6 protein-coding genes are annotated in these 15,370 nt (G+C 65.3%); all 6 read right to left on the bottom strand.

Translation table 11 applies throughout. From position 1 onward, the window contains the following. Window positions 1-73: 73 nt before the first annotated feature. Window positions 74-1,771: an ABC transporter ATP-binding protein gene (locus ACVWSC_RS11515; protein WP_442113754.1), complete on the bottom strand. Its 1,698-nt coding sequence runs from the start codon at window positions 1,769-1,771 to the stop codon at window positions 74-76. Next, window positions 1,768-3,507 carry an ABC transporter ATP-binding protein gene (locus tag ACVWSC_RS11510; protein ID WP_442113753.1) on the bottom strand — a complete coding sequence of 580 codons (1,740 nt, stop codon included), beginning with the start codon at window positions 3,505-3,507 and terminating at the stop codon, window positions 1,768-1,770. The genes ACVWSC_RS11515 and ACVWSC_RS11510 overlap by 4 nt, the downstream gene beginning before the upstream one ends. Then, on the bottom strand, window positions 3,504-4,541 hold the full coding sequence (locus ACVWSC_RS11505; RefSeq protein ID WP_442113752.1) for a Gfo/Idh/MocA family oxidoreductase: 1,038 nt from the start codon (window positions 4,539-4,541) through the stop codon (window positions 3,504-3,506). The genes ACVWSC_RS11510 and ACVWSC_RS11505 overlap by 4 nt, the downstream gene beginning before the upstream one ends. Continuing rightward, a complete protein-coding gene (locus ACVWSC_RS11500; RefSeq protein ID WP_442113751.1) occupies window positions 4,538-9,946 on the bottom strand; it encodes a non-ribosomal peptide synthetase in 5,409 nt (1,802 codons plus the stop codon). Before ACVWSC_RS11500 ends, ACVWSC_RS11505 begins: the two co-directional genes overlap by 4 nt. Then, the gene (locus ACVWSC_RS11495) at window positions 9,943-14,262 is read right to left on the bottom strand and encodes an amino acid adenylation domain-containing protein (RefSeq protein ID WP_442113750.1); all 4,320 of its coding nucleotides are present in this window, start codon (window positions 14,260-14,262) and stop codon (window positions 9,943-9,945) included. Before ACVWSC_RS11495 ends, ACVWSC_RS11500 begins: the two co-directional genes overlap by 4 nt. Window positions 14,263-14,430: 168 nt before the next feature. Continuing rightward, window positions 14,431-15,324 (bottom strand): helix-turn-helix transcriptional regulator, encoded by an 894-nt coding sequence (locus ACVWSC_RS11490; protein ID WP_442113749.1) that lies wholly within the window; start codon window positions 15,322-15,324, stop codon window positions 14,431-14,433. Window positions 15,325-15,370 lie beyond the last annotated feature (46 nt).

Raw genomic sequence — 15,370 nt, 5'->3', positions numbered from 1 at the left:
TAGTATCCTGTAAATGCCGGGTAGGTTTTTTCGATTTAATGACTTTTTCAATGGCTGCCCGGCACAAATGCACTTAACCGTCGATGCGCTGTTGCGCAACGAATTGCCCATACCAGGGGTGCGTGGCCAGCAGTTGTTCATGGCTGCCGCAGCCGCTCAAGCGACCACCTTCAAGCACCAGAATCTGATCGGCATCGCGCACCAGCGCCGGGTTGTGCGACACCAGCACCAGCGTGCGTCGACCCTGCAACGCGCGCAGGCTGCGACTGACCCGCGCTTCACTGCGCGCATCAAGGTTGGCGGTGGGCTCGTCCAGCAGCAGAACCGGCGCGGGTGACAGCAGCGCCCGCGCCAAGCCCACCCGTTGGCGTTGACCACCAGAGAGCAACGCGCCCCCCGGGCCGACTTCGCTGAGCCAGCCATCGGGCAGGTTGTCGAGCACCTCGTCCAGCGCCGCGGCTTCAGCGGCCTGCAGCAATTGCGCCGCAGTGGCCTCGGGCCGCGCCATGCTGACGTTCCACAACAGGCTGCCGGCAAACAGGCCGCTGTGCTGGAACACCTGGGCCAGGTGAGTGGCAAGGGTGTGCTCGCTCAATTGGCGAATGTCCACCTGCCCCAGGCGCACCTCGCCAGCCTGCGGGTCCATGCGTCGGCCGAGCAATGCCAACAGCGTGCTTTTGCCAGCCCCCGAAGGGCCGACAATGGCCGTGAAACTGCCCGCAGCACACTGTACGTCGAGGTCCTTGAGCAGGTGTTCACCGTTGTCGCCGTAGCCGTTCAAGGCCTGGCACTGCAGGCTGGCATCGCGTGGCTGCAGGCCAGGCTCAGGGCTGTGCAGCGTGGCGCTGCCCAACACGGCCAGCACCTGCGACAACGCCTGCCAGGCCATGCGCAAGGCCTGATCCAGTTGCGCCAGTTGCGACAGCGGCTCGATAAAGCGCACCAGTAACACCAGCACCGCGACCAACAGCGGCCCTTGCAGATAACCACCCGCCACCGCCAGTACACCACCAACCAGTACCAGTGCGAACAGCAACTGCAGCGCGCCGACAAAGCCCAGGCTGGCGGGCAATGCGCGACGGTTGAGCAAGCGCGTGGCTTGATGCTGTTGATGCAGCGCCTCGTGCAAGGCGGCCTGGACCTGACTGGCCTTACCGGCGCTGCGAAACAGCGCTTGCTGCTCGGCGAAAGTCTGCAGCAATTGTCCGGCGTGACGATCCACCGCCTGGCGCTGGTGCTCCAGCGCCAGGCTGCGCTGCCCGGCCCAGCGCAACAAGGCGAACAACGGCAGGTAGGCCAGCGCCAACACCCCTGCCAGACGCCACTCGATCAGGCCTAAGCCGAGCACCACCACCGTCGGCGTGACCAGGGCGCTGATCAACGGCGCCAACAGGTGCGCGGGAATCCCCATGCTGTTGAACACCGGCCCGCGCACCAACCCGTGCAAGTCGCGTTGCCGCGTCATGGGCAGGCGTGGCAAATGCGTCAGCAAACGCCCTACCAGGCCCGCCGCCAGGCTTGCACCGGCCAGGTAGCCACGACGTTGCGCGGCGTAGCTTATTAGTGCGTGGAGCAGCGTCAGCCCCAACAACAGCCCTGCGCTGCGCAACACGTCGGCAGGCGCGCCGTCGAACCAGGCCAGTATCAGCGGCACCAACGCCAACCCCGCCAGTCCGTCGAGCACGGCGGCCAGCACCATCCAGGTCAAGGCGCCACGCAGCACGCGGCGAGTGGCGTCCGGCAAATGCCGCAGGGGCGAAAAAAAGCTCATAACAGAGGCTCCAATTGATCAACGCGCGGCAGCTGTTCGCGCCACAACTGACGGTAAAGGCCCTCCGTGGCCAGCAAATCCTGATGGCATCCGCGCTGCACAATCCGGCCGTCACACAGCACCAGGATCTGCTCGGCGTGGCGGATGGTTTCCAGCCGGTGCGCAACGATCAGCCGGGTACGCCCCACCGCCTGGTCAAACAAGGCGGCGCGCAACGCCCGCTCGGTCTGCGGATCGAGCGCTGAGGTCGGCTCATCCAGCAGCATGATCGGCGCACTCGACAGCAACGCACGGGCGATGGCCAACCGTTGCAGCTCGCCACCACTTAGTTGCACGTCATCGCCAGCAACACTCGCATAGCCGTTGGGCAAGGCCATGATCCATGGGTCCAGACACGCGGCCTGCGCCGCCTGACGGATCTGCGCCAGGCTTGCTTCAGGCCGGTACAGGGCAATGTTCTGCGCCAGCGACAGGCGCAGCGCCGCGCTGTGCTGAAACACCAGCGCCAACTGCTGCTGCAATCGCTGGCTGGCGATGTGCCGGACATCCACCCCGCCAACCAGCACCTGCCCGCGGTCTACGTCCATGAACCGCGCAATCAAGCCGGCCAACGTGCTTTTACCTGCGCCCGACGGCCCCACCAGCGCCGTGGTGGTGCCGGGTTGCAAGCGCAGGTTGATCGCCGTCAGCACCTGTTGCACGCCGTGGGCGAAGTACACATCGCGCAATTCCACGCTGGCGTCCTTGGGGCTTTGCGGCGCACTGGGCTCGGCCAGCGGTGCGGTACTCAACAGCGCCTGCAGGCGTTGGGCGCTGACCCGGGCATTGTTGAGCGCATCGAAGCCGTGCCCCAGGGCCAGCACCGGTGCCGCCATCGCACGGACCAACAACACAAACGCGCACAGTTGCGCTGCGCCCAACTCGTTGACGCCCAACAACAAGGCGCCCAACACCACCCAGGCCAGCAGCCACGGTGCGCTGAGCAACACCTGGATCAACGCCGCCATATGCCCGGCGCGACTCACCCAGTGGCTGAAACGCTGATCGAACTGCTGCACGGCCTGGTGCATGCGCTGGTCGATCCCCGCCCCCGGAAATTGCCGCACCAGCCCCAGGTTGGCGGCGAATTCGCCGTAGTCGCTGAACAACCGCTGGATCGCCGCATTGCGCTGTTCCACGTCAGCGCGATAGTGCGCCGACGCCAGGCGCCAGTAGCCCAGCGCACCCAACCCCAGCGGCAGCAGGCACCAAAGCGCCAGGGTGCTGTCGCTGTACAGCAGGTACCCCAGGGTCGCCAGCGGGATCAGCAGCAGGTTGACCAGGTCGGTGGGCGCATGCGCCACCAGTTGATGCAGCGCCCGTACATCCTGCTCGGCGTAACGGCTGACAGCATCCGGCCCCAGGCGTGCGAACCAGCCCAGCGGCAAGCGTTGCAGGTGCTCGGCCAGGCGCACCCGCAGGCGATCACAAAGGTCGGCGTCAACCTCGTGGGTCAGGTGCAAGGCCAGGGTCTGGCCTGATAACCACAGCACCGCGCCAAGTACCGCCACCACCACCCAGCCAAACACCGCTGGCGCCAGCGGCGGCGCCTGCTGCAGGCTGGGTGCCAGTTGTGCCAAAGCCACCAGCGGCAGCAGCGAACTGATCCCAGCGACCGCCTGCAGTGCCACCGCCAGCCACAAGCGTCGCTGAAACGGCTGCAACAGTGCGCGTAACTCAGGCCCCAGCAGGCTCATCGGTAACCGTCCAGCGCCTGCGCCAGGCTGGCTGCAGGCAACGCCTGGGCAGGCGTTTCGGGAAAACCGAGGGCGGCGGTGATCTGCTGCCACAGCCCGACCACCTCCAGGCTGCGCTGTTGCAGACGCGCCAGGCCCTTGCCATCCATTAACGGCTGCAGGGCACGGGCTGCGGCCTGCGGCCAGACCTGGCGGTACACCTGCGCCCAGTCGCTGCTGGCGTTCAGCAGCACTTCTGCGCACGGCAATGCCGCGCCGCTGAAATCAAACAGGCCTTCGCTGTTCTCAGCCGGTGCCCGCACAGCCGGCATCCATAGCAGTGGCCCCTGCGGCGAGGCAAGCAGCAACGTACCGCTGTCGGTGGCCAGGCTGATGCGCTGCAAAAACTGCATGCGCCCGTCATCTGCCGCAGTCAGTTCGTTGAGCACGCGCAGCGACAGCGGCACCTCCGCCATCACCAGACTGATATCGCGCCACGGCGACAAGGCCGGGGCGATGTTGTCCAGCGACCACGGCCCTACCGATTCCAGCAGCGCCGCCACTACCTCCAGGGTCGCGAAGCTGACCTGCACCGCGCAGTTGACCTCGATGTGGCGAATACCCTGCTGACGATGCAAGCGCTGACCCAGTTCGATGAACTGCGCCACACATGGCAGTTGCGGATAAAAACTGTTGAGCAGGCAACGCCGTTGCAACTGCGCCGCGCAGCGCAGCAGCGCTTGCCACTCCTGCGGCAACAGCGGATGCTCGATCAACACATCGATGCCACGGGCCATCAGCGCTTGCGCCAACGCCGGGCCTTGCTCGCCGCGCGCAGCACCGCCCACCGCGACGCAGGCCAGGCGGGTGTCGTCGGGCACCTGCTCGAGGGCGTTGAAACACGGTACTTGCAGATGCCGGGCCAACGCCTGTGAACGGCCACTGCCCTGGCCCAGCACGCCCACCAGTTCAAGGTGCTCGGCGGCGGACACGCCAGCGGCGTAGAACTGGCCAAATCGCGAACCCACTACCAGGGTTTTAACAGGGGTGCTCATGGGCGTGACGCCTCCAGCAAGTAACGACTGAGCCCGGTGTTCAGGCAATCGAAGTGGTTGGCGTGCAGGGTCTGCACGGTCAGCGGGGCCAGCGATGCCGCTTGCCACCAGTGGCGTAAGCTGGCCTGGTGATCGGCAATCAGCGGGTTGCCAACACTCGGCACAAACAGCCGTAGCGCCCCGGCATACGGGGCACCGTCGCTGTAATGACTGGCCCGTACCGAATGGGCAAATACCCGGTACAACTGCTCGTCGGCAATGCCGCTGGCAGCGGCCAGCACCCGCGACTTGAGCAGCACCGCGTCGACGTTCGGCAACAACGCACTCAGGCTGCCCGCCGTCAGGTGCTGCGGTGAGTCCTGCAACACCTGGGTCAGCGCTGCCTGCAGCAGCTCGGCAGACGGCAGGCCGAGGGCTTCGGCGTCCAGGCCCAAGGTGGCGGCGAAGCTGTGCAGAATCAGTAATTCATCGTCGACCCGATACGGAATGCGGTAGCTGGAGACAATGTCCAGCTGACGCACGTCGGCCCCCAACTGCAGCAAGGCCTTGGCCAGCTCCAGGGTCACCAGCCCGCCAGAGCAGTAGCCGAGAAGGTCGAAGCGGCGTCGGCCGCTGTCCCACAAGGCCTGGGCATAGCGTTTACCCAAGGTCGTATTCACGTGCTGTGCGGGCAGGCGCAGGTAGTCTTCGCTGTCGTGTACCGCCAAACCCAGCAACGGACCACTACCCGCCAGCTCGGCAATCAACCCGCGATAAGGCAACAGCGTGCCGAGGCCTTCATGCACCAGCACCCGGGCGATACCTTCACCATCGGCCAGCACGCTAAGCGCATCCACTGACCGACGTCCGGCCAACGGCGCTCGGCTGGTCGCCTCCCACGTCACTGCTTCGCGCGCAGCAGGTGCCGCTGGCGCGCTGCTCGATTCAGTGCGCAAACGCTGCGCCAGGCCCGCCGGCGTCGGCTGGCTCAGCGCCCAGCGCAGCAGGCGGTCAAAGGGATGTTCGCGGGCCAGAGGTTCCTGCTCGCGCAGGCCGGCAATCAATTGTGCAATCAGCAGCGAGTCGCCACCGGCAGCGAAGAAGTCCTGATCCGCCGACAACCCGTCGCAATCAAGCACCCGTTGCCAGTGGCCGATCAGGCGCTGGACCAATGCATCGCCGACCTCGACCGTGACCTGGCGTACCGCCTCCACCTGACGCTGTTGCGCCAAGAGGGTCAAGGCGCGCCGGTCGATCTTGCCATTGGCCGTTACCGGCAGGCGCTCCAGCACCCGCACCTGCGACGGCACCATGTAGCGCGGCACGCGCTCGGCTATGAAGGCGAGCAAGGCCTGGGCAGACAACCGCGGCCGGTCAGTTTTCATCCGCGCCACCAACACGTCGTAGCCCAGCAGCGCCAGCACACTGCTGGACGAGGCCAGCGACTGGGCAGCGTCCCCTGCTTCGCTGTTGAGCCAGTCCAGCCACTGCCGGGTGTGCACGAACAACTGACCATTGGCCGCGCGCAAGTCCTCGGGGGTCTCCATCATCAGGCTCTGGCTGATGCTGATTTCGCGGTGTTCGCGGGTCAGTTCCTGGATCACCAGCCAGGCATCGGCCTGCAGCAACTGGCGCAGTTCACTGAGCAGGCGCGGAGTATCCAGGGCGTTGTTCAGCGCCCCGGAACTGAGCAGCAGATCGACAGAACCGGCCTGCAGCCCTTGCTCGCAGGCCGGTTTGTTCATGTCAAAGTGCATAAAGCGCACCCACGGGTAAGCGGCGTAGCGCTCACGTGCGGCGTTGAGGAAGTAGCTGGAAACATCGGAGAACAGGTAGTCAATCTGCACACCGGCCGCGGCCAACGGCGCCAGCGCCGGAATGATCGAGGCACTGGCCGCACCCGTGCCGGCGCCGACTTCAAGAATCCGCCAGCTGCGCTGACGCTCACGGCCAACGATGGCGCCGATCGCCTCGGCCATGGCCTGGTGCAAGACCTGGGCATGCACGCCACGGCTGTACATGGCCTCGGCGATATGTGCCGAGCCTTGCGGAAACATCAGGCTTGCCGGGCTCAACTGGCCCTGCAGTTGCGCGGCCAGTTGCGTGGCGCTGCTTTGCAGGTAGTCCACCAGGGCTTCAGGCCACAGCGCTGCCGGCGCCAGCGCGGCAAAGTGCGCCCAGGCCCCGGTCTGATCGAAATCGCCCGGCTCCACCAGGCAGCGCCAACCTGTGCTGTGGCGTTGCAGGTAGGCGCTGTCGGTCAACAACGTCAACCAATGTTGTAACAGGCGATGCTGCCCGGGCTGCAGCTTGAGCGCCTGACACAGCGGGATAAACTCCAGCGGCTGTTCGCGGCCCAGCAAGCCACTGCCCGCCAGCCAGTGCAGCAGCGACACCTCGGCCGCGTGGTCGAGTGCCGACAGCGCTGCCTGAATCTGCTTGCGTGGACCGAAATCTGCCTGTTCCAGGGTTTGGCGCGCCGCCGCGGTAACCGCTGACAATTCTGCGTAGACGCGTTGTCTGTCTGGCGCTGCGCTGTGCACAGTGACAAAACTGCACAACGCGCGCTCATGACGTTCGCCCACCACCACCGTGGTGCTGGCGGCCAGCTTTGGATGGGCAAGCCAGCCAGCATCAATTTCTGCCAGTTCGATGCGATGCCCACGGATTTTGACCTGATCGTCCTGACGCCCGAGAAACTCGATCAGACCGTCTTCGTTCAGGTAGCGCCCCTGATCGCCGGTACGGTACAAGCGCCGTCCGCTGGCATGGGTGATAAAGCGTTCGGCAGTACGCTGCGGGTCTTCGGCATAGCCCAGGGCCAGGCCCAGGCCGCCGATGTGAATCTCGCCACGGACCCCCAGCGGGCACTGCCGGCCGAAGCTGTCGAGCACTTCGAGGGTCTGGCCCTTGAGTGCGCGGCCATAGGGAATGCTCGGCAACTGTGTGTCGGCAGGACGGATCGGATGCTCCACCGACCAGATCGCCGCTTCGGTCGCACCGCCCAGGCTGAACAACTGGCTGTCAGGCCAGCGCTGCCACCAGCGGGTCGGCAAGGTGGTCGGGATCCAGTCGCCCGACCACATCACACAGCGCGGTCCGGGCAGCGTTGCCGGTTCCGTCTCCAGGTAATCCATCAACATCTGCCCCTGGGCCGGTACCGAATTCCACAAGGTCACGCCGTGCTCGCGCATCAGCTGCGCCCAGTGTGAAGGGTCGGCGCCTCGTTCCGGGTCTGGCAGCACCACTTGCGCGCCCACCGCTGTCGCGCCGAAAAAATCGTACACCGACAGGTCGAAACTCAACTCCGCCAGGCCCAGCACCCGGTCGGCTGCGTTGACGCCGTAGCGCTGGTTGATGTCGTCCAGGGTATTGACCACCGCACCATGGCTGAGCATCACCCCCTTGGGTGTGCCGGTGGAGCCGGAGGTATAGATGATGTAAGCCAGGTCATCGGCGAGCACAGCGCACGGCTCGCGGGGCGGCCAGTGAGTGTCGGCAAGCAGGCTGTCGATGGCAATGCGTGGCAAGTCCAGGGCCGTCGGCAATGCTTCGTCTTCAAGGCAGATAACCGCAGCAATGCCAGCATCGCGCAAAATCGCTTCGCGGCGCAGGACCGGTTGGCGGATGTCTACCGGCACATAGGCAGCGCCCATCTGGTTGATGCCCAGCACCGCCATCAGTTGCCAGGCGCTTTTCGGCAGCATCACCGCCACCCGCGCCCCTGGCGCCAGGCCCATTGCTTCCAACGCTGCACGCACGGCTGCAGCCCGCTGCGCCACCTGGCGGTAACTGTAGTGGCCGTCACGGTCGCTGATCACTCGCGCATCCGGCGTGCGCAAAGCCTGCTGGGCAAAGCCGCTGGCGATGTTGCAGGCGCGCGCAACTTCACCGTGCAAGCGCGGCGCCTGCTGTTGCGGGAGGACGATATCGCCGCTGGCCTGCCACAGGTGTGCATCCTCGGCCAGACGTTGCAACAGGCTGAGGTAGGCCGCGAACATCTGCGCGGCCATGCCCTCGGGCAGCACGCCGACGCGCACGTCCCAGCCAATCTGCAAGCCGCCGTACTGATCGCTGACCTGACAATCGATCCACACCTGAGGCGTCTGGCTGATCATGTAGCTGGGCGGATGCAACAGCCGCGCGGTTTCTCCCAGCAGGCGCTCGACGCTACCGATACCACTGGTGAACACTACCGGCATCAGGTCCGCACCGCGCCCCTGCTCCCGCGCCAGTTCGCGCAACACATCGACCCCGGTAAAACGGCTGTGGTCGAGGTCTTCGAACAACTGTGCGCCGATGCGCCGCGCCCGCTGAATGAAGTCCGCACCCTTGCCGCCCTGCACTGCGAGCAGGCTCAAGGCGGTGAAGTCGCCCACCACCTGGCCCAATTCGGGGTGCAGATTCGGCCGGTTGAGTACGGTGAGGTTCAGGCAAAAATCGGCGCTCTGGCTCCAACGCCCGATCACCTCGGCGAATGCTGCCAGAGTCACGCCCGCGGCACTCAGGCCCTGGGCACTGGCCGTGGCACACAGGCTGTTCCACTGCGTGGTGCTCAAGGTGCCATGGTGATGCTCGAAGCGCGTGGAACGGATGCCAGCATCATCGCTCAGGGGCAAGTCCGGGCGCCCAGGCAGGCTGTCCAGGCGCGCCAGCCACCAGTCCTTGTCGCGCTGCCAGTCCGCACCTTTGCGGGCCTCTTGCTCATGCACCAGGTAGTCGCGGAACGTCGCTTCCAGTTCCGGCCACTGGCGTGTCGGCTCCAGGTAGCGCTGGGTCAGTTCCACCAGCAGCAATTGCAGGCTGGCGTAGTCGAGCAGGGTGAAATCCACCGAACAGTGCAGTACCGTCCGTTCGGCGCCCAGGCTCAGCTCGGGTAGCAGAATCGGCCACTGGTCCAGGGCATGACAGGCATGATCGAGGCGTTCACGCACCTGCTGCAGGTGGGCTTCGAACGCCTCGCGGGTGGCCTGACGCAAGTCATGCAGCGGCAGCTGTTGGCGCGGCACCTGGGCCTGTACGCACTGGCGGCTGTTGTCTTGCACCACCGCGCGCAACATCGGGTGGCGCTGTACCAAAGCGTTCCAGGCCTGGTTCAGTTGCTCGCAGTCGACGTTAGCCGGCCACGGGTATTCGACATACAGGTGGCAGGCCGTGCCACCGTAGTCGAACGCCGGGTTGCGCCCCAGCACATAGGCGCCCTGCACTGCACTCAGGGCAAAGGGCTGCAGCGCCTGTTCAGGTTGCGAGCGCCAGCTGGCGCGCGACGACAGATGCGCCATCAACGCTTCACGCTGGCTGCGAATACGCTCGGCCAAGACCGGGTCGAGTGCACCCTGCGGTGCGCGAAAATGCAGTTTGCCTGCCGTTGCCCAGAGTTCGATCTGGCGTTCACGGCAAATGTGCAACACATCATCCAGGCTCATAGCACGCCCTCCTCAAGATCAGCACTGCATGCGAGCAGCGCGGCCATGCCCTGCAAGGTGGGCTGCAGATAGAAATCACTCATGCGCAGGCTGACGCCCAGTTGTTCACGCACACGGGCCAGCAAGCGGGTGGCCAGCAAGCTGTCGCCACCGAGGCTGAAAAAGCTGCCTTGGTTGCTGCGCACCGGGCGTCCCAAGACGGCCTCCCAACAAGCGGCCAGCGGTTGCAGGGCCGGGCTCAAGTCGCCGTCATCACTGCTCGCTGGCTGCTGACGCTGCACCGCCTCGCTCAAGGCCGTCTGCAGGCGCGCACGGTCGACCTTGCCGTTGGCATTCAGTGCAAGGCGCGGCAGACAGGCCAGGTGTTCGGGCTGCATCGCCTGCGGTAAGCGCTGCTGCAGCCACTGCTGCAGGGTGTCGCGGTTCAGCGCAGCGCTTGCGGCCTTGGCACTGACCAGCACCATCGCCGGGTTCTGCCACAGGCACTGCAGCTCGGCAAAGCCGCCCTGCGCCAAGAGCCGGGCCATCTGCGCGGGATCGGGTAACAGCGGCGGACGGCTGTCGAGCAATGCCGCGCTGATCAGCCCCAGCGGCGATTCACGCAGCAGATCGGCCAGCAACAGGCGGCCGTTCGGCTTCAGCAGCCCCTGGGCCAACTGCAGGCAGTCAGCGGGTTGCGCATAGCTGTGCAAGGCAGCAAAGCTGATTACCACGTCGTACTGCGACCAGTGTTCGGCGGGTAGCAGGCCGTCGGCCAATAACTGGCGGGTGATACGCGGGTGCTTTTCGCCAACCGCGGCCAACAGGCCCGGGCTGCTGTCGAACACCGTGATGTGCAACGCGCCTGGGTCCAGGTGCGCGAGCCATTGATCCAGCAACTGCCCGCCGCGGACATCCAGCACCGCCAGCTTCAGCGGCCCGTCTTCTGCATTGCTGGGCTGCAAGGCAAGGCTCAGCGCATCCAGCAGCTGACGCCCGGCCGGCAAGTTCAGGGCCATGGCCTGCGGCGCCAGCAACGGGTCGAACAGCAGCTCGGAAGCACCGCCTTCGCTGGCCAGCAGCACCTGCAGCGAGGCAACCATCGCCTGCAGGTCGGTTTCACGCCAGCCCAGTTGCGCCAGGGCGTCAGCCAAGCTCAACGCCGTATCAGGTTGGTGGTGCAGCCACTGACGCCAGGTGTCGAGTAGCGCATGTTCCGGCAGCGGCGGCCCTTGCAGCACGCGTTGCAGCAACGCTTGCGTGACGCGCACTTCAGCCTGCAGGGTGTCTTCCAGCAGTGACGGCCCTTGCAGCGCACCTTCAGTTGCATCGACCACCGGCGCGCTCATCACCAACACTGCGCCAAGCCTGGCAACCGCGCCGGGCAAGACCGCGGCGCAGGCACTCTCGACCAGCGGATGGGCACTGAGCGCCGCCTCGATCTCGCCCAGTTCGATACGTTGCCCGCGTACTTTGACCTGCTGGTCGATCCGCCCAAGAAACTCGATGGTGCCATCGCCCCAGAAGCGCCCACGGTCGCCGGTGTGGTACCAGCGGCCACGCTCGTCACTGCGAAAGCGCTGGGCGGTCAGTTGCGGATCATTGCGGTAACCCCGCGCCAGGCTGGCACCGCCAATCAGCAGTTGCCCCACCACCTGGTCGGGGACATCACGGCCGTCAGCATCCACCACTCGATAAGCCTGGCCAGCCAGGGGCTTGCCATAGGGAATCGACGGCCAGTGGCTCGGCACCTCATCGATGCTGTGCAGGTTCGACCAGATCCCGGCCTCGGTGGCGCCGCCCAGGCCGTACACCCGGCACTGCGGCGTGGCGTGCTGGCGCAGGCGTGCGGCGAGGTCCAGGGCAATCCAGTCACCGGAGAGCAACACCGCCCGCAGGCTGTGATAGCGACAGTCGCCAGCGGCAATGCCCAGGGCCATTTCCAGCAGCGCCGGGGCCGAGTTCCACAGGCTCACCCGGTGCTCGGCAATCAACTGCGCCCAGCGTGCAGCGTCGCGGGTTTCTTCAGGCTGCAGCAACACCAGGCGTGCGCCCTGCCCCAGCACGCCAAACAGATCGTACACCGACAGGTCGAAATCCAGGGCCGACACTGCCAGCATGCAATCGCCTGGGTTGACCTTAAGTTCTGCCTGCAGCGCATCGAGGGTGTTGATCGCCGCAGCATGGCTGACCTCGACACCCTTGGGCACGCCAGTGGAGCCCGAGGTGTAGATCACGTAGGCGCTCGACTGCGCGGCGACGGCACGCGGCGCTGCCAGCGGCGCCGACTGCTGCAGCTGCGTCAGGTCCAGCCAGCGCAACGCCGGGCTGTCAGCGCTGGCGCTTGGCGCGTGCTCGGTAATCACCAGGCTGATGCCTGCCGATGCTTCGATCAGGCGCCGACGTGCCGGGGGTTGTGCGGTGTCGACCGGGACGTAGCAACCCCCTGCCGCGAGCACGCCAAACACCGCAACAATCTGCTCGATGCCGCGTGGCAGGCAGATTTCCACCGCCTCGCCCTGACGCATGCCGGCCTCCAGCAGCCCGGCGGCGACCCGCAGTGAACGCGTGGCCAGTTCGCCGTAGGTGCAGCGCTGCTCGCCGCAGATCAACGCCAGGTCATCCCTGTACTGCTCACTGTGGCGGAAAAAGTCCTCAAGCAACCCACGCCCCGTCGCCAACGCTGGCACGCTGTTCTGGCGCGCGCGTCGGGCCTGCTGCGCAAGCGGCAGCAACACCGGCTGCGCCAGGTTCCAGTCACTGTCGGCGAGGCGCTGCAGCAGTTCGATGTAGGCTTGGAACATCGCCTCGAGCACACCTTCGGCAAACAGCTCGGTGATGCTGTCCCAGGCCAGCAACACACCGTCTTCGACCCGGTAGAGCTGGTGATCGAGCCACACCTGCGGGGTTTGCGAGAGCATGTCGTGCAGGTCGCCAAACACCTCGCGAAAGCTCGCCGGGACAAACGCCGACTCACTCAGGTTGCTGGAAAACACCACCGGCGCCGCACGTGGATGCCCCTGGCGCCGTGCTTCGCGCAACACCTCAAGGGCAGGAAAGGCCGAATGGTCGATGGCCGTGTGCAGGCTGCGCTGAAAGCGTTGTACCGCTTCGGCGAACGGCAACTGCGGCGCATCCTGATACTCCACCAGCAGCAAGGTGGTGAAGTCGGCAATCACCTGATCGACTGGCTGTTGGTCGTCGTGACGGTCGAACAACGGTACGTTGAGCAAGAACGTCGAGTGCGTACTCCAACGCGCCAATACGGCATTGAAAGCCGTGGCAAACACGCAGGACAAGGTCAGCCCGTGGTGGCTGGCCTGGGCTTGCAGGCGTTCGGCTTCCGCGGTGCTGAGCACATAGGCCTGGCGACTGAAACGCGGTTCGCGGATCGACTCGGGCGCACAGGCCAGGGGCAACGCCGGGCCATCGGGCAACTGCGCCAGGCGCTGGCACCAGTACTCGCGGTCCACGGCGTAGGCCTGGGCACGGCGCTGCTGGCGACGCTTGAGGTAATCGGCAAAGTGCAAGGTCGGCGCTGGTGCCAGTGACGCTGGCGCCTGGTAGGCCTGGCCAAGTTCGGCCATCAGCAGGCGCAGGCTCTCGACGTCGGCAGCCAGCAAATCAACACTGAGCCAAACCCGGTCGCGGCCTTCGGGGAACTGCACCAGACCCACCAGCATCACCTGCCCGGCCTCTACCGCCAGGCACTGGTGCGAGCGCCAATGGCGCAGTGTTTCCCAGGCGTGTTGGGCGGCGTGTGGGGACTGTTGGCGCCAGTCCTGCAGGTCGAACAGCGGCTGCGTCGACGACGGCAGAATGCGCTGGCGACCGTCATTGAAGCTGGCCCGCAGCATCGGATGCCGGGCCTGCAGCAGACGTACGGCGGACTCAAGGCGCTGTGGGTCGATGCCGCGGCAATCGAATTCCAGCCAGGCGTGACAACTGATATTGCCCAGCACTTCAGCCGCGCCACGCCCCAGCCAGTAGGCTTGCTGCACCGCACTGAGTTCAAAGCTTTCCTCGGGCACGGCCGTCGGTACGATTGCCGTTGCCACCGCGCTGCGCAGGGTCTGCCCGTGCAGCAACGCCAGCCACGCGGCGAGGCACGGCTGGGCACTGAGCTGGGCGAAATCGATGTGTAATCCGTGACTGCGCAGGCGCTCCTGCAGGTACATCAGGCGGATCGAATCCAACCCGCAACCAAGCAGATTTTCCTCGTCGCCTAGGGTGTCGATTTCCGCCACGCTCGCGCCCAGTAGCTGCGCGAGGTGTTCGATCAACCAGGTGCGAAGTGGGGTCGCCAAGGTCGTGTCTGCTGTTGTCAGCTCGCTCATGAAAAGCTTCCTGTGACCGGTCAAAATAAAGTCTGCACGGCCCACAAAGATGCAAGCCATTGTCAAATAAGACTTTATCTCAAACAGATTTTCAGAAAGCGTTCAGGGCTTTAGATGCACAGGCCTTTTCATTCGATTCAGAGACAGTGACGCCCAGCGCTGGCCTGATCAGCGGATCTCACTGGGCGAAACGCCGTAACGCTTGCGAAAGGCAATCGAGAAATGCGCCGGGCTGTAGCCCACACCGTAGGCAACGGTAGACACATTGCTCTCTTCATCACTGAGCATGCGATGCGCTTCGCTGAGGCGATGTTCGTGCAGGTAGCCAAACACACTGGTGCCATAGACCTTGCGAAACCCGGCGGTGAGTTTGCGTGGGCTCATGCCGACATGGCTGGCCAGTTCATTCAAGCTCGGCGGCTCGAGCAGCGAACGCACCAGACGATCGCGCGCGGCGTGCACGCGCTCGACATCCGAAGCGGTAATGCGCAGCTTCTGTTCTGGCTGCCCGCGCTCGTTAAGCAGGAACTGCGCACTCAGCGCCGTCAACTCCAGGGCCTTGCCGCCCAGGTACAGCGAGCGGCTCGGGCCCTGCATCGGGCAGGTGGCAATTTGCGTGGCCAGTGCCTGCATTGCCCGCGGTGCCGGGCGCACCATCATGTAAGGGTCGCCACCACTGCTGGCCAACAGTTTGCGTGGGGCCATGCCCAGGTGCCGGTCCAGCGACTCCAGGTCCAGTTGCACGATGGTGTAGCGCAGCGGCGTCGAGGTGCCGTAGATCTGCGCAGAGGTGAACTCGCCGTCATTGACGATGGTGCACAGGCTCGGGCCGCGGATCGATTGCTCGGCATGCCCGGGAATCCGGCAAGACAGCTCGCCGCTCTGCACCAGAATCAACTTGAGACCGCGCTCCAGCGGGTCTTCGACCCACTCTTCGCTCTCAGACCACAGCGTGCCTGTGACCAGGGTCATGTGCGGTTCCAGGTAGACCGTACCGGGTTGGTTGCCCTTGGGCTCGGCCTGCGTTTCGTGCTGAGTTGGGGCGATGATCGTAATAGTCATTGGGTTTTCCCTTAATCCTGAGGCCATTACGCGGGGCCTGACCTGA

It is taken from the genome of Pseudomonas sp. NUPR-002 (assembly GCF_056322725.1).
Note: the sequence above shows the minus strand (reverse complement) of the source record. Positions and strands in the feature narration are given on the sequence as shown.